Source organism: Amycolatopsis decaplanina DSM 44594 (assembly GCF_000342005.1).
Lineage (GTDB): Bacteria > Actinomycetota > Actinomycetes > Mycobacteriales > Pseudonocardiaceae > Amycolatopsis > Amycolatopsis decaplanina.
The window spans coordinates 229,837-253,716 of record NZ_AOHO01000043.1 but is presented as its reverse complement, the minus strand read 5'-3'; the positions used below and the strand labels follow the sequence as shown (position 1 = coordinate 253,716).

Annotated in this window: 4 protein-coding genes; all 4 read right to left on the bottom strand. The window is 72.3% G+C overall.

The window, feature by feature from the left end; translation table 11 throughout:
• Positions 1-14 precede the first annotated feature (14 nt).
• The 4 genes from H074_RS09345 to H074_RS09330 all read right to left on the bottom strand — a co-directional run bounded on the left by H074_RS09345 (position 15) and on the right by H074_RS09330 (position 23,850).
• Complete coding sequence (locus H074_RS09345) at positions 15-860, bottom strand: 3-hydroxyacyl-CoA dehydrogenase family protein (protein ID WP_007029785.1); 846 nt, start codon at positions 858-860, stop codon at positions 15-17.
• Positions 857-3,796 carry a type I polyketide synthase gene (locus tag H074_RS09340; RefSeq protein ID WP_007029784.1) on the bottom strand — a complete coding sequence of 980 codons (2,940 nt, stop codon included), beginning with the start codon at positions 3,794-3,796 and terminating at the stop codon, positions 857-859. The genes H074_RS09345 and H074_RS09340 overlap by 4 nt, the downstream gene beginning before the upstream one ends.
• Positions 3,797-3,804: 8 nt before the next feature.
• A complete protein-coding gene (locus H074_RS09335; RefSeq protein ID WP_007029783.1) occupies positions 3,805-12,588 on the bottom strand; it encodes a type I polyketide synthase in 8,784 nt (2,927 codons plus the stop codon).
• A 210-nt stretch (positions 12,589-12,798) separates the two neighbouring features.
• Positions 12,799-23,850 (bottom strand): type I polyketide synthase, encoded by an 11,052-nt coding sequence (locus H074_RS09330; RefSeq protein ID WP_007029782.1) that lies wholly within the window; start codon positions 23,848-23,850, stop codon positions 12,799-12,801.
• Between the last annotated feature and the right edge of the window lie 30 nt (positions 23,851-23,880).

Genomic DNA, 23,880 nt, shown 5'->3' with positions numbered 1-23,880 from the left:
CACGAGGCCCAGGCTCAGCCGCTGTAGTTGTAGAAACCCTTGCCGCTCTTGCGTCCGTGCAGTCCGGCCGCGGTCATCTGCTTGAGCAGCGGGCAGGGGCGGTACTTGCTGTCGTTGAACTCGTCGTAGAGCACCTCGACGCTGTAGAGGATCGTGTCGACGCCGATCAGGTCGGCGGTCTCGAGCGGGCCCATCGGATGCCCGAAGCAGCCGCGGAAGACCTCGTCGACCGTCTCCGCGTCCGCGACCCCTTCGTGCACGAGGAAAGCGGCCTCGTTGACGGTGAGCATGAGCACGCGGTTGGAGACGAACCCGGAGGCGTCGTTGACCGGGATCGGCTTCTTCCCCATCGACAGCAGCAGCTCGCGCACGATGTCCTTTGTGGACTCGCTGGTGTGGTAGCCGGGGATGAACTCGCACGACGGCTTCATCGGCACCGGGTTCATGAAGTGCACGCCCATCACCTTGTCCTGGCGCTGGGTGAGCGCGGCGACCTTGGTGATCGGGATGGCGGAGGTGTTGACGACGAAGACCGTGTCGGCCTTGCAGGCCTCGTCGAGTTTCGGGTACAGGCGGGACTTGAGGTCCCAGTTCTCGGTGATGTTCTCGATCACCACTTCGGCCTCGGCGAGCAGGTCGAGTTCGGTGCCGAAGGTGATCCGGCCCAGCACCTCGGCCGCGTCGATCTCGGGTCCGCCGAGCATGCGGCTCATCCGGCATTCGAGTTCGATGCGGTCGCGGGCGTCGGCCAGTTTGCCCGGGTCGACGTCGATGAGCACGGCCTCGTGCCCGCTGGTGGCGAGATTCTGCGCGACCCCGGTGCCCATCACACCGGCGCCGACGACTCCGACGAGGGTCATCGTTCCTCCTTGGCTGCGTTGCTCGTGGTCAGGTCCAGCACGCCGTCGAGCCGGCCGTGGGCGGCCCGTACGGCGTCGGGGCCGCCGGGGTGCTCTTCGGCGAACACGACGGTCGCGCCCAGTTCGGCGCCCAGCCGGGTGGCCAGGTCCCGGGCGGTGACGTCCAGTTCGCCTTCGATCAGGTAGACCGGGGTCTCGGCGGACCGGGCGCCGAGCGCGACGTCGGCGACGGCCCGGGTCGGCTCGATCCAGTAGCGGTCGCGCTGGAACGGATAACCCGGCAGCGTGGTCTTCCGCGGGTCGCGGCCGTCGTGATAGGCCCGCCAGTCGATGTCCGCCCCGGAAAGCCAGGCGCGGCCGAGCGCTTCGGTGAGCACGGCCGTGTCCTGGCGGGGGTCGGCCTCGCCGGGCAGGGTCGGTACCAGCAGCGGCCACGAGGTCTGCGGGAAGTCGGGGTGGCCGCGGAACATCGAGCCGAGCGACTGCCCGGCTCCCAGTTCCAGCAACACGGTATCCGGGGAAACACTGGCAAGATGCTCGATCATCGCGGCGAACCGAACGGGGCGGCACATGTGCTCGGCCCAGTAGCCGGGATCCTTCAACTGCTTGAGCGTGATCGGCGCGCCGGTGACGTTCGACAGGTACGGCACTTCGGGCTCACGCGGGGTGAGGTTCTTCCGCGCCCACGCGGTCAGTTCGGCCGCGGCCGGACGCAGGGCGCGCGAGTGGAAGGCGTGCGTGGTGCGCAGCGGCCGGGCCGGGACGCCGTGCCCGGCGAGTTCGGCGGCCAGCCTCTCGACACCGTCGCCCGCACCGGACACCACGATCATCCGCGGCCCGTTCACCGCTGCGACGTCGACGCCGAAGGCGGTCACGTCGCCCACCAGCGCGGTGAGTTCGGCGGCGCCCAGCGGGATCGCGGCCATCGCGCCTTCCGGCAGTTTCTCGATCAGCTTCGCGCGGGTGGCCACCAGGGCGGTGGCCTCTTCCAGCGTCAGGGCACCCGCGAGCGTGGCGGCGGCGAACTCGCCGACGCTGTACCCCGCGAGCACGGAGGGCTGGACTCCCCACGCGCGCAGCAGGCGGCCGAGCGCGTAGCCGAGGGTGAACACGGCGGGTTGCGTGACCGACGGCGCCGCGTCCTCGGCGTCGGTCGCGCGGCCCAGCAGGCGGGCCAGGTCTCCGCCGTCGGAACCGCGTTCGCCGTGCAGGCTCGCCGTCGGGTCCGTGCCGAGGTGGGTGCGGAACAGCGCGGCGCATTCGTCGACGGCGGCCTTGAACTCCGGCTCGCTCTCGTAGAGCCCGCCCGCCATGCCACGGTACTGTTCGCCGACCCCGGCGAGCAGGAAGCCCGCCTTCCTCGGCTTCGAGTCCGCTTCGGCGACCACGCGGGTCTCGGACGCGAACGCGTCAGCGGCATCCTCCACAGAGGACACGATCGTCATCCGCCGATGCTCGAACGCCTTCCGGCCGTTGTGCAGCGTGTAGGCGACATCGGCCAGATCAGTCCACTCAGGACGGTGGGCGGCGAGCCTGCCGGTCATCGCGTCCGCGGCTTCCGGGGTCCGCGCGGACCATGCGAGCAGCTGATGCGGCCGCGCCGCCGGACGCTCCGGGCAGTCCTCCGGTGCTTCCTCGATGACGACGTGGGCGTCGGTGCCGCCGAAGCCGTACGCGCTCACCCCGGCCAGCCGCGGCCGCTCGCCGCGCGGCCAGTCGCCCAATTCCGTCTGCACGACGAGCTTGTCGCCGCTGTGGGCCAGTTGCGGGTTGGGCTTTTCGAAGTTGACCGCCGGCGGCAGCTTCTCGTGGTGCAGCGCCAGCGCGGCCTTGATCAGCCGGGCGATCCCGCCCGCCTGGTTGATGTGCCCGAGGTTCGCGTCGATCGACCCGAGCGTGACCCGCTCGACCCCGTCGACGTCGAAGATCTTCTGCAATGCCGAAATCTCGGCGACGTCACCGAACGGAGTGCCCAAAGTGGACACCTCGATGTGGTCGATCTCGGCGGGTTCGACGTCGGCGGCGGCCATCGCTTCGGCGACGACAGCGGCTTGGCCGGGCACGCCCGGCAGGTTGAAGCCCTGCCGCGCGCGGTTGCCCTCGTGGTGGATGGCCCAGCCGCGGATCACCGCGTAGACCCGGTCGCCGTCGGCCAGCGCGTCCTCCAGCCGCCGCAGCACGACGACGCCGAGACCATTGCCCGGAACCTTGCCGTTGGCGCCCGCGTCGAGGATCCGGTTGATCCCGTCGGGCGCGAACCGGCTGCCCTCGCGGTAGAGGTAGCCAGGTTCCTGAGGCACGACAACGGAAACCGAACCGGACACCACCAGATCGGACTCGCCGGTGAGCAGGCTGGAGCAGCCTTGCGCGACGGCGGCGAGCGCGGTCGAACTGCAGCTCTGGACACTGACCGACGGACCCGTCAGATCGAGCGCGTACGAAAGCCGGGACGCGAGCAGGTCCTTTTCGTTCTGCAGGATCAGCTGGTCCGGCCCCACGGTCAGCGCGGTGACGTCGTTGGACAGCAGGTTCGACAGCAGGTAGGTGCTCGGGGCGCCGCCGGCGAACACCCCGGCGAGACCCTCGATCCGGTCCGGGTCGATGCCCGCGTCCTCCAGCGCGTGCCACGCGCATTCGAGGAACAGCCGGTGCTGCGGATCGAGCAGTTCGGCGTCGGCGCGGCTGTAGCCGAAGAAGCCGGCGTCGAAGCGGTCGATCCCGGGCAGCAGACCCGCCGCGGGGACGAACGCGGGATCGTCGGCCACTTCGGCCGGGACACCCGCGGCGAGCAGTTCGTCGCGGGTCATCCGGGTGATGCCGTCGCGGCCGGCGCACAGGTCGGCCCAGAACTTGCCGATGTCGGGCGCGCCGGGGAAGTTCCCGGCCATGCCGACGATCGCGATGTCGTCGCCGGTGTCCCGTTCTCGCGTGGTCATGGGGTGGTTCACCTTCCGGTCCGGCTCGGGCGCTTGCGGAGCTTCGCGGTGCGGGCGCGGCGGCGTTCGCCGCGGGCGGAGACGTCTTCGGCGGGCTCGGCCGCCACCTGCGGCGTGCCGGGTTCGCCGAGGAGCGTGACGAATTCGGCGATGGTCGGTTTCTCGAACAGGCTCGCCGGGGCCAGTTCGACGCCGAACTCCTTGGCGACGCGGCCGATCAGCACCAGGCCGATCAGTGAGGTGCCGCCGAGGTCGAAGAACGGGTCGTGCACGCCGACCTGCTCCAGGCCGAGGCAGTCGCACCAGGCGGCGGCGACGCGCTCTTCCGCCGGGGTGCGCGGGGCGACGTAGGCGGTGCGCAGATCGGGCCGCGGGTACCGCTCCCCGGTGGGGATCGCGGCGTCGGCGCCCACCAGCGCGTCGACCGAACCCATCCGGGCGAGCGCGGCCAGCACGTCGGTCAGCGGGAGCGGCAGCACGGTCACCAGCGGCTCGCCGGAGGCGATGATCCGCGAGAGCAGTTCGGTGCCTTCTTCGGCGCCGATGCCGAACTCCTCGCGGAACTTGCGGGAACCCTCCTGCGCTTCGGCGGACCCCGAGAGCCCGGACGCCGTCCAGGCGTCCAGCTGCCAGGGACCCCACGCGACCGACACGACCTGTTTCGCGGGACCACGTCCACCCGCCGAAGCCGAGGCGACCCCGTCGAGGAAGGCGTTGGCGGCGGAGTAGTCGATCTCGCCGACACCGACGGTGAGCGTCACCGTCGAGGAGTACAGGACCAGCAGGTCGACCGGTTCGACGCGCAGCGCGTCGGTCAGGGCGAGGGTGCCGTCGATCTTCGGCGCCAGCACCGCGGCCGCCTGCTCACGGGTCTTGTTCTGCAGCAGACCGCCACCCGCGATGCCGGCCGCGTGCACGACACCGTCGAGGTAACCGAAGTAGCCGCGGACCTCGGCCAGCAGCGCCGCGGCCTCGCCGGGAGCGCTGACGTCGGCGCGCAGGGTCAGGACGTCGGCACCGAGGGCGCGCAGGTCCCGCACCGCCAGCAGCACTTCGCTGGTGCGGTCGTCGACTCCGTGGTCGGAGATCCAGTCGTCCCAGGCGTCCTCCGGTGGCAGTTCGGAACGGCCCGCCAGGGCGAGGTTCACGCCCAGCGGCGCGAGCCGCCGGGCCAGCGCCAGGCCGAGGACGCCGAGACCACCGGTGATCAGGTAGGTCCCGCCGGGCTTCCAAGCCAGCGAGTCGTCGGTCTCGGGAAGCTCTACGACGTCGAAGCCGCGCAGCCAGCGCCGCCCGCCGCGCCAGGCGGCGACCGCGACGCCGTCGACGGTGTCCGATTGGGACGCCGCCAGCAGGTCGAGTTCGTGCGTGGCTTGGGCGACCTTGTCACCAGCGCGCTCGAAGTCCGCGTACTGCGCGTGGACGAGCGGGTACTCGGCGGCGATCGCGTCGGTGGTGGCGGCGATGGTCGGGGCGAAGGCGTCGGTGGCGTCCCCGCCGAGGACGTCGAAGCCGCCGCGTCCCAACGAGAGCAGGTCGACCCGGCGGCCCGCGCATTCGGCGCCGATGGCCTTGCCGAGCCACAGGAGGCTGTAGAAACCGGACTCGAGGTCGCTCGTGGCGAGACCGTGGGCGTGCACGATCCGCAGCGGGCCGTTTCCGGTCACCTGGGCGAGTACGCGGCGATATCCGTCCACAGTGTCCTCATCGGACGCTTCGATGCCCGCGACGATCACGCGATGCCCGGCTGCCTCCGCCGCGGTCGCGAAGTCGTCGGCGAACGCGCCCGGCTCGGCGAACAGGACCAGGTCACCCGGTGTCGCGGACACCCTGCGGGTGCTGTCCCGGCGCCATGTCGGCGTGTGCGCGGCCAGACCCGCGCGGACCGGCGTCCGCGGGTCGGGCTCGGCGGCGGACATCTGGTCGAGCGACCAGCCGGAACCTCGCGAGGCGACCTCCGGCCAGTAGCGGGTGCGCTGGAAGCGGTAACCGGGCAAGGAGACGAACCGGCGGCCCGGTCCCGCGCCGTCCGCCCAGCCGATCTCGACACCGTGCTCCCAGAGCTCGCCGAGCGCGGTGAGCCAAGCCCGCCGTCCTGCGCCGGCCACCGGTTCCGGCAGCAGCGAGACCACCGGCGTCTGCGGCAGGTAGCGTCCGGCCGCCTCGGCGCCGTCGTCACCGAGCCCGGCTTCGACCAGGACTCCGGCGTACTTGGCCAGCGCCAGCAGCCCGTCTTCGAAGCGGTCGTCCGCGATCCGCCAGTGCGCCGGATCGGCGGCCTCGGCGGCGGTCAGCACCGTGCCGGTGCGCGGCGAGATCACCGGCACCGTCGGCGTCCCCGCCCGCGGGACCGGTCCGCCGAGCGCGAGCTCGAGGCCCTCGGCGAGACCGAACAACCCGCCCGCGACGGCGGCGACGCACTCGCCGGTTCCGCGTCCGAGCACCACGGCCGGTTCGAGGCCCCACGCGGCCAGCAAACGCCAGAAGGCGTACTCGACGGCGAAGACCACGGCGCGTTCGTCGGCCTCGGCCGTGCCGTAGAGCGCGCCGAGCAGGTCGGCGCGACCGTTCAGCAGGGCCGCGCACTCGTCGATCGCGGCACGGAAAGCGAGTTCCGTGCGGTACAGCTCGTCGGTCGTGCCCTGCCACGCGCGGCGGGTGCCGGGCAGCAGGAGACCGAAGCGCCGCTTGTCGGTGACAGCCGAGCCGCCGGTGACCCCCCGCAGTGCCGTGACGGCGTCGGCGTGATCGCGCACCAGCACCGCCTTGCGGAGCGGAAGAGCGCTGCGCCCGGCCTGGGTGGTGAAGGCGACGTCGGCGAGTTCGAGATCCTCGGTCAGGTGGCCGGCCAGTGCCTCGGCGTTGGCGCGCAGCCCGGCCTCGCTCTGCCCGGAAACCGTGAGCAGCTGCCATTCCGGTCCCGGAACGGGCATCGGTGCGGGCGCGGCCTGGTCGAGGACGAAGTGGACGTTCGAGCCGGACCAGCCGAAGGAGCTGACGCCCGCGCGCAGCACCCCGTCGGCGTTGGCCGGGAACGGCCGCGCCTCGGGAACCGGGCGCACCGTGCCGTCCACGGTGACCACCGAGTTCGGCGTGCTCATGTGCAGGTTGCCCGGCAGGGTGCCGTGCTCCAGCGACAGGACGGTCTTGATCAGCCCGGCCATGCCCGCCGCGGCGAGGGTGTGGCCGACGTTCGTCTTGACCGCGCCGACGTAGAGCGGCTCGGGCGCGTTCCGCTCGCCGAAGATCTCGCCGAGCGCGGTGAACTCGATCGCGTCGCCGAGTTGCGTGCCGGAGCCGTGTGCCTCGACGTAACCGATCTCGTCGGGGGTGACCCCGGCATCGGCGAGCGCCGCGCGGATGACCGCGTTCTGTGCCGCGCGGTTGGGCGCGGTGAGCCCGTTGCTGCGGCCGTCCTGGTTGGTCGCGGTGCCGCGGATGACCGCGCGGGTCCGCCTGCCCGGGCCGACCTCACCCGCGCGACGGAGCACGACGACGCCGCCGCCCTCGCCGATGACATAGCCGTCGGCGCTCTCGTCGAAGGTCTTGGTGCGGCCGTCGGCGGCCAGCATGCTCATCTTGCAGGACTGGATGAAGACGTCCGGGTTGATCATCGCCGAGGCCGCGCCGACGATGGCGATGTCGCACTCACCGCGGCGGAGGCTCTGCACGGCCAGATGTGCCGCGCTCAGCGCCGACGAACACGCGGTGTCGACGGTCAGGCAGGGTCCGCGCAGGTCGAGCAGATGCGCGATCCGGCCCGCGGCGGCGGAAAGCGAGCTGCCGAGCCCGAAGTAGGGGTCGTCGGCCGCGTCCATGCCGTCGGCTTCGAGCTGCCGCATGCTGTACTGCATGGTGTCGATCAGCCCGGCGAACACGCCGGTGCGGCTGCCACGCAGTTCGTCGGCGGTGAGCCCGGCGTCCTCGATGCCTTCCCACACCAGTTCCATGAGCAGGCGGAAGGTCGGGTCGAGCCGCCGCGCCTCCTGGGGCGACAGGCCGAAGAACGCGGCATCCCAGCCCGCGATGTCGTCGACGAACGCGCCTTGCTGCGTGTACGCCTTGCCCGGCGCGGTGCGGTCGGGGTCGTAGTAGTCGGCGGCGGTCCAGCGGTCCGGCGGGACCTCGCGCACCAGATCCTTGCCCTGGACCAGGTTCTCCCAGAACTTCTCCGGGGTGTCGCTGCCGCCGGCGAAGCGGCAGGAGAGGCCGACCACGGCGACGTCCTGGCCCGCGGCGGCCGGTCCGGTGACGACGGTCCGCGTCTCCCGCTCGACCGGCGTGAGCGCGGCCAGCAGGTGCGCGGCGAGCGCGGCCGGGGTGGCGTGGTCGAACACCATCGTCGGCGGGAGCGCGAGTCCGGTCTCGGTGTTGATCCGGCCGCGCAACTCGATGGCGGTGAGCGAATCGATGCCCAGTTTGGTGAACTGCTGCCCGGCCGGGACGCCGTCGGTGTGCCCGAGCACCGCGGCGGTATGGGTCAGCACGAGTTCGGTGATCACGCGTTCGCGTTCGGCCTCGGGCAGTCCGGCGAGGCGGGTTCGCCACGCGTCGGCGGCTTCGGCGCCTTCCTCGGCGCGGGCGGCTTCGGCCTCGGCGATCGCGACGACCTCGGGGAGATCGGCGAGCAGCGGACTCGGCCTCAGGGCGGCGAACGGCGGCGCGAACTTCTCCCAGGTCAGTTCGGCGACGGTCAGCGCGGTCTCGTCGCGATTCAGCGCCTGGCCGAGCGCGACCAGGCCGGTCTCCGGTGCCATGGCCGGGACGCCGAGACCGCTGAGCAGTTCGTCGAGGTCCGCGCCGACCCCCATGCCGACCTTGCCCCAGCGGCCCCACGCGATCGACGTCGCGGGGAGGCCGTTCGCCCGGCGGCGCTGCGCGACCGCTTCCAGATACGCGTTCGCGGCGCCGTAGGCACTTTGGACCGCGTTGCCGATGGAGGCGGCGATCGAGGAGAACAGGACGAAGGCGTCGAGATCGAGTCCCTCGGTCAGCTCTTCGAGGTTGCGCGTCCCGGCGACCTTCGGGCGGAGGACGTCGGCGTAGCGGGCGCGGTCCATCGACTCGATGAGGCCGAGTTCGAGTACGCCGGCGAGGTGGAAGACCGCGCGGAGGTCGTCGCGGATCGGCTGGATGACGGCGGCCAGGGCGTCCCTGTCTGCGACGTCGCAAGCGGCGATGGTGACGCGCGTACCGAGATCGTCGGCCAGTTCGGCGGCGCCGGGAGCGTCTTTTCCTTGGCGTGAAACGAGAACGACGTGTTCGGCGCCGTGCTCGACAAGCCAGCGGGCGACGATCCCGCCGAGGCCACCGGTACCGCCGGTGACGAGCACGGTGCCGCGCGGCTGCCAGGACCGCTCGGTGCCGGCGGGTTCGGCGTGGGCGAGCCGCCTGCCGAAGGCGCCGGTGGCCCGGACGGCGACCTGGTCCTCACCGCGAGGGCCGGTGAGGACGCCACGCAGAAGAGACACGGTCCGCTCCCCCGGCTCGGCCGGGACGTCGACGAGACCGCCCCACGCCTGCGGGTTCTCCAGCGCGGCCGCCCGGCCGAAGCCCCACAACTGGGCCTGCGCGGGCGAGTCCGGCATGTCGTGGACGCCGGTCGAGACCGCACCGCGGGTGAGCGTCCACAGTGGACCTTGGGGATCGCGGGCGGTCAGCTCCCGCACCAGTGTCATCGTGGCTTCGGCGCCGAAGGACAGTCCGTCGGTCTCGGTCTCGTCGAGGGCCAGCAAGGACAGGATGCCGTCGAAGGACTCGTCCGGCAGCTCCACGCGATCGGGGTGCTCGACGACAAGCCGCCGCACCTCGGCACCGGCCAGAACCTCGGCCGCGGTCTCGATCCACGGGTGCGCCTGAGCGGAGATGACGAGCAGCCAGCGTCCGGTGGCCGTGGTCGTCGCGGGCGTGAAGGGCTGCCAGCGCACGTGGTAGGCCAGCGACGCGGCTTCGGCCGACAGCGACCGGGCGCGGCGGTAGCGCGACAACGCGGGCAGGACGGTGCCGAGCGGCGCTTCGACGTCGGACAGCTTCAGTTCTGCCGCGAACTGGCCGACGTCGCCGGACTCGACGACCGACCAGAACCGGCCGTCCTCGGCGGCGACCACACCCGCACCCGGATCCTCCAGCCAGAAACGCTTGCGCTGGAAGGGATAGGTCGGCAGCGTGACGATCCGCGCGCCGCTGCCGGCCAGGTAGGCGGCCCAGTCGACGCGGGCGCCGTGCGCGTGGATCAGGCCCAGCGCGGTGACGAGCGTGGCGGCCTGGTCGCGGTCCTTGCGCTGGGCCGCGGCGAAGACGGCGCCATCGGGACGGACCGAGCGGCCCATCGGGGTGAGCGCCGCGTCCGGGCCGAGTTCCAGGAAGGTCGTGACGCCTTCACCGTGCAGGGTCTCCACCGCGTCGGCGAACCGGACGGTGCCGCGGACGTGCTCGGCCCAGTACTCCGGATCGGTGAGCCGGACGGCGATCTCGCCGGTCAGCGTCGAGACGACCGGAATCGTGGGCTCGCGGAAGGTCAGGGTCCGCGCCACGGCGGCGAACTCGGCGAGCATCGGCTCCATCAGCGCCGAGTGGAAGGCGTGGGAGACGGACAGCCGGGTCGTGCGGCGACCCGGGAAGCGTTCGGCGACGGCGGTCGTCGCCGCCTCGGCACCGGACAGGACGACCGCGCGCGGACCGTTGACCGCCGCCAGGTCGACGTCGGCCGACAGGTACGGGCGGACCTCGTCCTCGGTCGCCTCCAGTGCGATCATCGCGCCGCCCTCGGGCAGCGCCTGCATCAGGCGACCACGAGCCTGGACGAGTTTCGCCGCGTCCTCCAGGGAAAGCACGCCGACGACGTGAGCGGCCGCGATCTCACCGACCGAATGCCCGGCGAGGAAGTCCGGGGTGACGCCCCACGAGGTGACGAGCCGGAAGAGCGCGACCTCGAAGGCGAACAGGGCCGGTTGGGCGGATTCGGTACGGTCGAGGCTCGCGGCGTCGGTGCCGAACACGACGTCCCGGACACCGGGCAGATGCTCGCAGGCCTCGTCGAAGGCCTCGGCGAAGGCGGGGAAGCATTCGTGGAGACGGCGGCCCATGCCGAGCCGCTGTGAGCCTTGGCCGGTGAACAGCACGGCCAGCCGTCCGGCGGTGTCGCTGCCGGTGACCGTGCCCGCTTCTCCGCCCGCGAGGGCGCGGAGACCGGTGGCCAGTTCGGCGCGATCGGCACCGGTGACGACCGCGCGGTGTTCCATCCCGGCGCGAGTGGTGGCCAGCGAGAGCGCGACGTCGACCGGCTCGGCACCGGATTCGTCCACAGTGGACAGCAGAGCGGCGGCCTGCGCGCGGACGGCGGCGGGCGAAGCGCCGGACAGCACATACGGAACCACCGGCGGAGCGACGATCTCGCGGTCTTCAGGGGATTCTTCGGACGGCTGCTCCAGGATGACGTGCGCGTTGGTCCCGCTGATCCCGAACGACGACACGCCCGCGCGGCGCGGCCGGTCGGTCGCGGTCCACGGGCGGGCCTTGTCGAGCAGTTCCACAGAACCGGCCGACCAGTCCACATGCGGGGACGGCGCGTCGACATGCAGGGTCGCGGGAAGCGTGGCGTGCCGCATCGCCTCGACCAGCTTGACGATCCCGGCGAGACCGGCGGCGGCCTGGGTGTGGCCGATATTGGACTTCACCGAACCCAGCCACAGCGGCGTTTCCCGATCGCGGCCGTAGGTGGCCAGCAGGGCTTGCGCCTCGATCGGGTCGCCCAGCGCGGTACCGGTGCCGTGTGCCTCGACGACGTCCACGGTGGACGCCTCGACTCCGGCGTTCGCGAGCGCGGCGCGGATCACGCGTTGCTGCGACGGGCCGTTCGGTGCGGTCAGGCCGCTGGAGGCGCCGTCGGAGTTGACCGCGCTGCCGCGGACGAGCGCGAGGACCGGGTGACCGTTGCGCCGCGCGTCGGAAAGGCGTTCCAGCACCAGCATCCCGGCGCCCTCGGCCCAGTTCGTGCCGTCGGCGGCGGCCGCGAACGGCTTGCACCGGCCGTCCGGCGCGAGCCCTCGTTGCCGCGAGAACTCGACGAACGCGCCCGGCGTCGCCATCACCGTGACACCGCCTGCCAGCGCGAGCGTGCACTCCCCCGACCGCAGCGCGCGAGCCGCGAGGTGCACCGCGACCAGCGACGACGAGCACGCCGTGTCGATCGACACCGACGGCCCTTCGAGACCGAGCGCGTAGGAGACGCGGCCGGACACCACGCTGCCGGAGGTACCGATGCCGAGGTAGCCCTCGTGTTCCTCGGGCAGCGCGGTCAGCCGCGAGGCGTAGTCGGTGAACCCGACCCCGGCGAACACGCCGGTCGCGCTGCCCTTGAGCGAAAGCGGGTCGATCCCGGCCCGCTCGACGGCCTCCCACGCCGTCTCCAGCAGCAATCGCTGCTGCGGGTCGGTCGCCTCGGCCTCGCGCGGCGAGATGCCGAACAGCTCGTTGTCGAACTCCGCGGCGTCGTGCAGGAAACCGCCCTCACGGACGTAGCTGGTGCCGGGTACGGACGGGTCGAGGTCGTGGATCGCCTCGGTGTCCCAGCCGCGGTCGGCGGGGAACGGCGAGATCGCGTCGCCGCCACCGTCGACCAGCTCCCACAGCTGTTCCGGGGTGCGGACACCGCCGGGGAACCGGCAGCTCATCGCGACGATCGCGATGGGCTCGGTCTCCTTCTCCCGCGCGTCCGCCAGCTCGCGGCGGCTCTCCCGCAGGTCGGCCGCCATCCGCTTGAGGTAGTCGACGTACTGCTCTTCCGAAGGCATGGGTCACGGCTCCTCGATGTCTGTGGTGAACCCGCGACCGCGATCGACGTCGGCAGGGCGCTGCCTGGTCATCCACGTCACGAGCAAGGGAAAGGCGCCCTGCCACCGCGATAGCGGGGCCTTCGGCCGATGCGGGTTCACGCGTCTGGTCACCTTTCCGGGAGTTGTCTCAGCTCCGCCGACCGGCACTGAATGAGAGGGAGGGCGGTCTCAGCGCGGGCCGAACTCGTCGTCGATCAGCGCGAGGAGGTCGTCCGGGGACGCGGCTTCGAGGTCGGCGGTGGCGTGCGCGGGCTTCTTCGCCGCCCAGGCCGACACCAGCCGCTTCAGCCGTCCGTCGATCTCAGCGTCGCCGGGGTCGGCGCCGTCGAGCAGGGCTTCGAGCCGGGCGATCTGCTCGGTCACCGCGGCGGCGGCACCGGTCTCGGGGGCGAGTTCGGTCTGGAGGTACTTGGCCAGCGCGTCCGGCGCCGGATAGTCGAAGACGACGGTGGTGGGCAGGGTGAGACCGGTCGCGGCGGCCAGCGCGGTCCGGAACTCGACCGCGGTGAGCGAGTCGAATCCGAGGTCGAGGAAGCCGCGGCCGGGGGCGATCGCGGCCGCCCCGGCGTGCCCGAGCACGGCCGCGGCCTGTCCTCGCACCAGGTCGAGCAGGGCGCGTTCCTGCTCCGCTTCGGCCAGTCCGGCGAGCTTGAGCCGCAGCGCGCCGGCGTCGGCCGCCGCGGCGGTCCGGCGAACCGCGGGGACGAGATCGCGCAGGACCGGCGTGAGCTGCCCGGCCGCGGCGGCGTCGGCGAGACCGGCCTTGTCGAGCTTCACCGGGACCGACGCGGCCACGTCCGTTGCCAGTGCCGCGTCGAACAACGCCAGCCCTTCGCCGACGCTCAGCGCGGGGAAACCGTTGCGGCTCAAGCGCTGCCCGGCCTGGGCGCCCAGCGCCCCGCCCATGCCGTCCGCCCAGCGGCCCCAGGCCAGCGAACGGGCGGGCAGGCCGAGGGCACGGCGATGCACGGCGAGACCGTCGAGGAAGGCGTTGGCGGCGGCGTAGTTGCCCTGTCCCGCGTTGCCGAATACCCCGGCGGCCGAGGAGAACAGGACGAACGCCGCGAGCTCGTGGCCCTTGGTCAGTTCGTGCAGATGCCAAGCGGCGGCGGCCTTGGGACCGAACACGGTCGCGAGCCGCTCCGGGGTGAGCGCGCCGACGAGACCGTCGTCGAGGACACCCGCCGCGTGCACGACCCCGCTCAGCCGGGGGATCCCGGCCAGGACGGCCTCGACAGCCGCACGATCCGCGACGTCGCACGCTTCGATGCGGACGTTCGCGCCGAGAGCCTTCAACTCGTCGGACAACTCGGTCGCGCCGGGGGCGTCCGGCCCGCGGCGACTCGTGAGCACGAGTTCCGTGACGCCGTGCGCCCGGACCAGGTGCCGCGCGAGGTGGGCACCGAGCCCGCCAGTACCGCCGGTGACGAGCACCGCGCCGTCCGCCAGGGCCGGGGCCTCGGTGGCTGGAGCGCGCACCAGCGCCAGTCTCGGCGCGTACAGCTTCCCTTCACGCAACAACAGTTGGTCCTCACCGGTGGCCAGCGCCTTGCCGAGGATCGCGGTGTCACCGTCGCCGTCGACGAGGACGAACCGGCCGGGGTTCTCCGACTGCGCGGCACGCACGAGCCCCCAGACCGCCGCGGCGGCGGGATCCGCACCGTCCTCTTCGGACAGTGCGACGGCACCGGCGGTCAGGACGACCAGGCGGGTGTCCGCGTACTTCGGTTCGGTGAGCCAGACCTGAAGCGCGGCGAGCACGGTCGCGGTCGCCGAGCGCGCCGCGTCGGCCACGTCACCCGCCGGTTCGGCGAGTTCCAGGACCACGGCATCGGGCAGCTCCGCGCCGACGTCTTCACGGCGTGCCCACGACGTTTCGCCGTCTCCCGCCGGAACCGGCGACCAGACGATCCGGTGGAGCGACTCGCTCGGAGCCGTCACGGCCACTGGGCGCTCGCCGAAGGTCACCTCGGCGGACAGCACCGGGGCTCCCGCGAGGTCGAACACCGCCAGCTCCCCCGCCGGGCTCAGGTGAGCCCGGACGGTGGTGGCGCCGGTGGCGTGCAGGGTCACGTTCCGCCAGGCGACCGGCCAGCCGTGTTCGGCCAGGACCGGATCGAGCAGGCTCGGGTGCAGGCCGTACAGCTGCGCGCTGTCGTCCGGCAGGGTCAGCTCGGTCAGGGTGCCGTCCGGGACCGACGGCGCCGGGGCCGGTGTGGTGACCAGGAATCCGGTGCCGTGCCGCTGCCAGTCCTGCCCGGCGCGGCTGTGGATCGAGACCGGGCGACGGCCGTCGGCTTCGGCGCCGACGGCGACCTGGACCTCGCGGTCCCCGGCCAGAGGAGCCTCGACGGCGAATTCGGCCAGGGTGCCCGCGCCGGCCTCGTCACCGGCGCGGATCGCCAGCTCGACGAGCAGCGAATCCGAGGGGGCGGCGGGAAGAACGCCGGTGCACAGGACCGAACCGTCGTCGGCGGAGGTCACCGCGGAGGCCAGCACCGGATGCCGCAGGCCGCCGGCGACGCGCGCCACGGCGGGTTCGCGCAACCAGTAGCGCTCGTGCTGGAAGGCGTAGGTCGGCAAGTCGACAACGCGCGGTTTCGCGGGGGCGAAGAACGCGGGCCAGTCGACGTCGATCCCGCGGACGTGCAGGCGGGACAGCGCCGTGACCGCCGCCGTGGGCTCGTCCCCGTCCTCGCGCAGGGCGGGGATCGCCTCGCCGGATCCCGCGGCCAGCGCCGAAAGCACCGCCGCCGGGCCGATTTCGAGGAAGGTCGTCACGTTCTCGGCCGAGAGGGCGGTCAACGCGTCGGCGAACCGGACCGGTTCCCGCACGTGCCGCACCCAGTAGCCGGGGTCGGTCAGCTCGGTGGCGACGGCACCGGTGACCGCCGAGACGACCGGGATCGACGGCTCGGCGTAGGTCAGGCCGCGCGCGACTTCGGCGAAGTCGTCCAGCATCGGGTCCATCAGCGGCGAGTGGAACGCGTGGGAGACGTCGAGCCGCTTCACCTTGCGGCCACGGGCTTCCAGCGCCGACGCGGCGGCCAGCACCGATTCCTCGGCGCCCGAGAGCACGATGGCGTCCGGTCCGTTGACCGCGGCGACGGCGACCCCGTCGAACTCGGCGACTTCGTCCTCGGTGGCTTGCACAGCGACCATCGCGCCGCCTTCGGGCAGTGCCTCCATCAGCCTGCCGCGCGCTCCGATCAGCTTCGCCGCGTCCTCCAAGGAGAACACGCCCGCGATGTGCGCGGCGGCGATCTCGCCGATCGAGTGCCCGGCGACGAACGCGGGGCGCACACCCCACGACTCGAAGAGCCGGTAGAGCGCGACTTCGAGAGCGAAGATCGCGGGCTGGGCCGTCCCGGTCCGGCCGAGATCACCGTCGAGCGGAAGCAGCGCGGCGATCTCGTCGTACGCCTCGGCGAAAGCGGGGAAGGCGTCGTAGAGCCCCCGTCCCATACCTTCGCGCTGAGAACCCTGGCCGGTGAACAGGAAGGCGAGGCGGCCGGACGCGGGCTCGCCGGTGACGACGCCCTGGGCTGATCCACCGGAAGCCAACGCTCGCAGTCCGGCGGCGGGCTCGCCGACGACGACGGCACGGTACTGGTGGTGAGTACGAGTGGTGGCGAGGGAGTAGCCGGTGTCGGCCGTGAAGTCTGCTGCGGACAGACGGGAAGCCTGCGCTACCAGTGCCTCCGGCGTGCGTCCGGAAAGCACCAGCGGCACCGCCGGCAGCGTTCCCGAAAGCTCGGGCTCGGGTCCGGCCGGGGCCTGTTCGAGGACGACGTGGGCGTTCGTGCCGCTGATCCCGAACGACGACACCCCGGCGCGACGCGGACCGCCGGTCTCCGGCCACGGCGTCTGCTCGGTGAGCAGCGAGATGTCACCGGCCGTCCAGTCGACGTGCGGGGTCGGCTCGTCCACGTGCAGGCTCGCCGGGACGACACCGTGGTTCATCGCCTCGACCATCTTGATGATCCCTGCGACCCCCGCCGCGGCCTGTGTGTGGCCGATGTTGGACTTGACCGAACCGAGCAGCAGCGGCCGCTCACGGTCCTGGCCGTAGGTCGCCAGCAGGGCCTGCGCCTCGATAGGGTCACCCAACGGCGTGCCGGTGCCATGCGCTTCGACGACATCCACAGTGGACGCTTCGATCCCGGCGTTCGCCAGCGCCGAACGGATCACGCGCTGCTGCGAAGGGCCGTTGGGAGCGGTGAGACCGTTGGACGCGCCGTCCTGGTTGACCGCCGAGCCCTTGACGACGGCCAGGACGCGGTGCCCGTTGCGGCGAGCGTCGGAAAGCCGCTCCAGCACCAGGATCCCGACGCCTTCGGCCCAGTTCGTACCGTCGGCGGCCCCTGCGAACGGCTTGCAGCGGCCGTCCGGTGCCAGCCCGCGCTGCCGCGAGAACTCGACGAACATGTCGGGCGAGGCCATCACGTTGACACCACCCGCCAGCGCCAGCGTGCACTCCCCCGACCGCAGGGACTGCGCCGCCAGGTGCACGGCGACCAGCGAAGACGAGCAAGCGGTGTCGACGGAGACGGCCGGGCCCTCCAGCCCCAGCGCGTAGGCGACGCGGCCGGAGACGACGCTGCTGAAGGAGGCGGTGCCGAGGAAACCCTCGACCTGCTCGGGAATCGCGCTCAGCCGCGAGATGTAGTCGTTGGACAGGGCACCCGCGAAGACACCGGTGCTGGTGCCGCGCAGGGAACCCGGCTCGATCCCGGCCCGCTCCAGCGCCTCCCACGCGGTCTCCAGGACCTGACGCTGCTGCGGGTCCATGGCCAGCGCTTCACGCGGCGAGATCCCGAAGAACTCGGCGTCGAAGTCGCCCGCGTTGTACAGGAAAGCACCCTCGGACGCGTAGGTGGTGCCACGGTGATCGGGGTCCGGGTGGAACAGCGAGTCCAGGGGCCAGTCGCGGTCGGCCGGGAAGTCCCCGACGCCGTCGCGGCCCTCGGCGACCAGCTGCCACAGTTCGGCGGGCGAGGTGACTTCACCCGGGTACCGGCAGCCCATGCCGACGATGACGACCGGATCGTCGTGGATACCGGCCCCGGCCGTGGCGGACGTGGCCGCGACCGGGGCCGGCGTCTCGTCCCCGACGAGTTCGCCGCGCAGGAACATCTTCAGCGCATCGGGCGTCGGGTGGTCGAAGACGAGCGTCGCGGGCAGCCGGAGACCGGTGGCGGCGCCGAGACGGTTGCGCAGTTCGACCGCGGTGAGGGAGTCGAAGCCGATTTCGTTGAACGCGCGGGTCGCGACGATCCCGGCCGCGTCGGCGTGGCCGAGGACCAGCGCGACCTCGCGGCGCACCAGGTCCAACAGCAGTTCGTCCTGGTCCGGAGCGGGCAACCCGGCGAGTTTGCGCCGCAGTTCGCCCGCCTGCTCGGCGGTGGCGGTCTTGGCCTTGGCGCGACCCGAGCCGCCGACCAGCGCGCGGATCAGCGGCGAGATCGGGGCGTCGCTGCCGCGTACGGTCGCGCGGTCGAATTTGAGGCCGAGCAGGACTGCGTGGTCGAGGCCGACCGCGCGGTCGAACATCGCCAGGCCCTCTTCGGGGTCGATCGGCGGGAAACCGCTGCGGCGCATGCGTTCTTCGCCCGCGTCACCGAGTTCGCCCTTCATGCCGCCGGACCACAGGCCCCACGCGACGGACTGTGCGGCCAGTCCTTCGGCGCGACGCCGGGTGGCGAGACCGTCGAGGAAGGCGTTGGCGGCGGCGTAGTTGCCCTGGCCCGGGTTGCCGAGCACACCGGCGGCTGACGAGAACTGGACGAACCAGCGCAGCGGCAGATCCGCGGTCAGCTCGTGCAGATGCCAGGCGGCGTCGGCCTTCGGGGCGAGGACGCGGTCGAGGCGTTCGGGGGTGAGCGCGTCGATCGGGGCGTCGTCGAGGACACCGGCCGCGTGGATGACGGCGGTGAGCGGGTGCTCGGCGGGGATCCCGGCCAGCAGCGTGGCGACGGCGTCGCGGTCCGCGCTGTCACAGGCGGCGATGGTGGCTTCGGCACCGAGCGCCTGCAACACTTGTGACAACTCGGTCGCGCCGGGGGCGTCCGGGCCGCGACGGCTGATCAGGAGCAGATGCCGGACGCCGTACTCGGCGATCAGGTGCTGGGCGAGCATCGCGCCCAGACCACCGGTACCGCCGGTGATCAGGACGGTGCCATCGGGCTCCGGCCCGCGCGGGATGGTGAGCACGACCTTGCCGATGTGCTTGGCCTGGCTGAGCAGCCGGAACGCCTCAGGGGCGCGGCGGACGTCCCAGACCCGGCGCGGCAACGGCTTCAGCACACCGCTCGCGAACAGCTCCAGTACTTCGGCCCACATCCGGGAGAACTGCTCGGGCCCGGCCTCGATGAGGTCGTAGGGCCGGTAGTGCACACCGGGGTGCTGTGCGGCGACCTCTTCGGGGTCACGCAGACCCGCCTTGCCCATCTCCAGGAACCGGCCGCCGCGCGGCAGCAGCCGCAGGGAGGCGTCGACGAAGTCACCGGTGAGGGCGTCGAGGACGACGTCGACACCGCGCCCTTCGCTGGTGGCGAGGAAGTGCTGTTCGAATTCGAGCGTGCGGGAGTTGGCGATGTGGCCGTCATCCAGCCCGGCCTCGCGCAGCACGTGCTGCTTCGCGGGGCTGGCGGTGCTGTACACCTCGGCGCCGAGGTGGCGCGCGATCTGGATCGCCGCCATACCGACGCCACCGGCGCCCGCGTGGACCAGCACGGACTCCCCCGCCTCCAATCCGGCGAGTTCCTTGAGGCCGAAGTACGCGGTGAGGAACACCAGTGGCACGGACGCGGCTTCCTCGTCCGTCCAGCCGTCGGGAATCCGGGCGCACATCGAACGCTGGGCGGTGGTGATGGAACCGATACCGCCGATGGCGACACCCATCACGCGGTCACCGGGCACCAGATCGTCCACTTCGGACCCTGTTTCCAAAACGACACCGGCGATCTCGTTGCCGAGCGGGCCGGGCTCGCCCTCGAACATGCCGAGAACGTTGAGCGCGTCACGGAAGTTGAGACCCGCGGCGGCGACGGCGACGCGGATGTGCCCGGGCGCCAAGGGTTCCAGGGCCTGGGGGCAGGGTTCGAGCCGCAGTTCCTCCAGCGTGCCGCGGGCGGCCATGCCGAGCCGCCACGCGGGTTCGGCGGGCGGGTTCAGTTCGTCGGTTCCGGGGACCGGGCCGAGGCGCAGGGCGGCGAATCCGCCGTCGCGCAAGGTCAGCTGGGGTTCGCCGGTCGCCAGCGCGGCGGCGAGTTCGGCGTCCGTCAGGTCGCCGGTCTCGGTGTCGACGAGGACCACCCGGCCGGGCAGTTCGCTTTGCGCGGAGCGGCCGAGACCCCAGACCGCGGCGGCGGCCGGATCGACACGACCGGGCCCGATCGCGGCGCAGGTGACGAGGACGAGTTTCGCGTCGGCGAAACGGTCTTCGGCGGAGAACTGCTGCAGGACGGCGAGCACCTCGCGGGTGGCGATGCGGGCGCCCGCCGGATCGGTGAACACCGGGAGCACGACCACCGGCGGTACGGCGCCACTGCCGACCCTTCCGTGGTAGGCCCACTCGACGGGAGCCGGGTCGGCCGGGGTGGGCAGCGGTGTCCAGTCGAGGCGGAACAGGGAGTCGAGACCAGGCGTCGCCGAGGTGACGGGGCTGAGTTCCCGCAGGGTCAGCGAGCCGATGGTGACGACCGGCGCGCCGGTGCCGTCGGCGGCGCGCAGGGAGACGGCGCCGGACGGCCCCGGCGTGAGCTTCAGCCGCAGCGCGGACGCGCCGGTGGCGTGCAGCGTGACGTCTTGCCAGAGGAACGGCAGCTTCGCGCCACCCGGCTCCTCGGTCAGCAGGCCGATCGCGTGCAGACCGGCGTCCAGGAGCGCGGGGTGCAGGCCGAACCGCTCAACGTCGGCCTTCGCGGTGTCTTCCGGTAGCGCGGTCTCGGCGAAGATCTCCTCACCGAGGCGCCAGGCGGCTTTGAGCCCCTGGAAGACCGGGCCGTACTCCAGACCGGCGGCGGCGAACACCGGGTAGACCTCGGCGACGTCCACGGCGACGGCATCGCGCGGCGGCCACTCGGCCAGGTCGAAGCCCGCGGCCGGGGCCTGCGGGGCCAGGGTCCCCGAACCGTGAAGCGTCCAGGTGCTTTCACCCGCGCGGGAGTACACGGCGACGGCACGACGGCCGCTCTCGTCCGGCCCGGCCAGGACGACCTGGACGTCCAGCGGACCGGCCAGGACCATCGGCTCACGCAAGGTGAGTTCTTCCAGGTGCGCGCAGCCGGCTTCGTCGCCCGCCCGCAGCGCGAGTTCGACCAGCGCGGTGCCGGGCACGATGACCGTGCCCGCGACAGCGTGATCGGCAAGCCAGGGATGGGTGGACGGCGAGATCCGGCCGGTCAGCACGACCCCGGCGCCGTCGGCCAGCGGGACGGCCGCGCCCAGCAGCGGGTGCGCGGCGTCGGCGAGTCCGAGCCCGCCCGGGTCTCCCGCGCCGTGGCCGCCGCGCAGCCAGTAGTTCTCGCGCTGGAACGGGTACGTGGGCAGATCGATCGTGCGGGCGCCGGTGCCCTCGTAAAATTCGGTCCAGTCGACGCGCGCGCCGCGGACGTGCAGCTCGGCGAGCACGGTCATCGCCGTCTGGGCCCCGGGGCGATCCTTGCGCAGCACCGGGACGACGAGGGTGCCTTCCGGCGGCAGCGTTCGCGCGGCCATCCCGGCCAGCACCGCGTCCGGGCCGATCTCGACGAACCGGGAAACCCCTTCACCGCGCAGGAATCCGATGCCGTCGGCGAACCGGACCGGCTGCCGGACGTGCCGCGGCCAGTAGCCGGGCACGGTGACCTCGTCGGGTCCGGCGAGGCGGCCGGTCACGTTGGACACCACGGGGATCGACGGGGTCCCGTGCGGGATCTCTTCGGCGATGGCGCCGAATTCGGCGAGCATGCCGTCCATCCGCGCGGAATGTGACGCGTGGGAGATGTTGAGCCGCTTGATCTTCCGGCCGCGTCCGGCGAATTTCTCCGCCAGTGCCTCGGCGGCGGCCTCCTCACCGGAGACGACGACCGAGTCTGGGGCGTTGAGCGCGCCGATGGCGAGGCCGTCGGTCAGTTCGGCGGCGACCTCCTCTTCGGTGGCCTGGATGCCGATCATCGCGCCGCCCGGCGGCTGGGCCTCCATCAGACGGCCGCGCGCGGTGATCATCCGCGCGGCACCGGCCAGGTCCCAGACGCCGGCGACGTGGGCCGCTGCCAGTTCACCGGCGGAGTGCCCGACGACGTAGTCCGGGTGGACGCCCCACGACTCCAGCAGCCGGAACAGCGCCACTTGCAGGGCGAACATCGCGGGCTGGGCGAAGGTCATCCGGTCGAGCAGCTTCTGGTCGTCACCGAAGACGACGCCGGCCAGCGGGCGGTCGAGGTGCGGGTCGAGGGCGGCGCACGCCTCATCGAAGGCGGCACGGTAGGCGGGGAAGGTGTGGTACAGTTCGCGGCCCATGCCGCAGCGCTGGGAACCCATGCCGGAGAACAGGAACGCGGTGCGGCCGAGCAGCGGTTCGCCGGTGACGACGCCGGGAGCGGGTTCTCCCTCGGCGAGCGCGGTCAGCCCGGCCTTGAGGTCTTCCAAGCCGCTGCCGACGATCGCGGCGCGGCTTTCCAGCGCGGTACGGGTGATGGCCAGTGACCAGCCGAGGTCGAGCGGATCGACGGCGTCCGAATTGGACACTGTGGACAGAAGCTGTGCGGCGGTGGCCTTCAGCGCGGCGGGACCGCGAGCCGAAAGAGGCCACGTCTGGACGGCTGGCGGGGTCCGCTCCGGCTCGGCGTCCTCGCTCGCGGAGGCCTGTTCCAGGATGACGTGGGCGTTGGTGCCGCTCATGCCGAAGGACGACACCCCGGCCCGTCGCGGGCGGTCGCCGGTGTCCCACGGCTTCGGTTCGGTGAGCAGTTCGACGGCTCCGGCCGTCCAGTCGACATGCGGCGACGGCTCGTCCACGTGGAGCGTGCGGGGCAGCACGCCGTGCCGCATGGCCTCGACCATCTTGATGATCCCGGCGACCCCCGCCGCGGCCTGGGTGTGCCCGATGTTCGACTTGACCGAACCCAGCCACAGCGGGGTTTCCCGCTCGCGACCGTAGGTGGCCAGCAGCGCTTGTGCCTCGATCGGGTCGCCGAGGGTCGTGCCGGTGCCGTGCGCCTCGACGGCGTCGACGTCGGCGGCGGTCAGCTTCGCGTTCTTCAGCGCGGCACGGATGACGCGCTGCTGGGCCGGGCCGTTGGGCGCGGTCAAGCCGTTGGACGCGCCGTCCTGGTTGACCGCGGAACCCTTGATGACGGCGAGGATCCGGTGCCCGTTGCGGCGGGCGTCTGACAACCGCTCCAGCAGGAGCATGCCCGCGCCCTCACCCCAGCCGGTGCCGTCGGCGCCGGCGGCGAACGCCTTGCAGCGCCCGTCCGGCGCCATCCCGCGCTGACGCGAGAACTCGACGAACGTCTCCGGCGTGGCCATCACCGTGACTCCGCCCGCCAGCGCGAGCGAGCACTCCCCCGAACGCAGCGAATGCGCCGCGAGGTGGACCGCGACCAGCGACGACGAGCACGCCGTGTCGATGGTGACCGCCGGGCCTTCCAACCCGAGGGTGTAGGCGAGCCGTCCCGACAGCACGCTGTTGGACGAGCCGGTGCCGAGGAACCCTTCGACCTCTTCGGATCCACCGTCGAACCCGGAGACGTACTCGCTGCGCATGGCCCCGGCGAACACACCGGTGGCGCTGCCCTTCAGCGCGGCCGTGTCCAGCCCGGCCCGCTCGAAGGTCTCCCAGGTGACCTCCAGCAGCAGCCGCTGCTGCGGGTCCATCGCGAGCGCTTCCCGCGGCGAGATCCCGAAGAAACCCGCGTCGAATTCCCCGGCGTCGTGCAGGAATCCACCCTGGTCGCTGTAGCTGGTGCCCCGGTGTTCCGGGTCCGGGTGGTACAGCCCATCGGTGTCCCAGCCCCGGTTCGCCGGGAACCCCGTCATCCCGTCCCCGCCGCCGTCGACGAGATTCCACAGGCCTTCCGGGGAGGTGACCCCGCCCGGGAACCGGCAAGCCATGCCGATCACGGCCAGCGGTTCCGAGCCGCTCTCCTCGGCTTCTCGCAGACGGCGCCGCGTCTCACGCAGTTCGGCGGTCAGTCGCTTGAGGTAGTCGAGCGTCCGCTCGTCGGTCGTCATGACGGTGGTCCTCCTCGCGGCGGCGGGCCG

Excerpts from the sequence above, each read along its gene's own strand:
- H074_RS09335 (WP_007029783.1), bottom strand. The coding sequence starts at position 12,588 with ATGCCTTCGGAAGAGCAGTACGTCGACTACCTCAAGCGGATGGCGGCC.
- H074_RS09340 (WP_007029784.1), bottom strand. The coding sequence starts at position 3,796 with ATGACCACGCGAGAACGGGACACCGGCGACGACATCGCGATCGTCGGC.
- H074_RS09345 (WP_007029785.1), bottom strand. The coding sequence starts at position 860 with ATGACCCTCGTCGGAGTCGTCGGCGCCGGTGTGATGGGCACCGGGGTC.
- H074_RS09330 (WP_007029782.1), bottom strand. The coding sequence starts at position 23,850 with ATGACGACCGACGAGCGGACGCTCGACTACCTCAAGCGACTGACCGCC.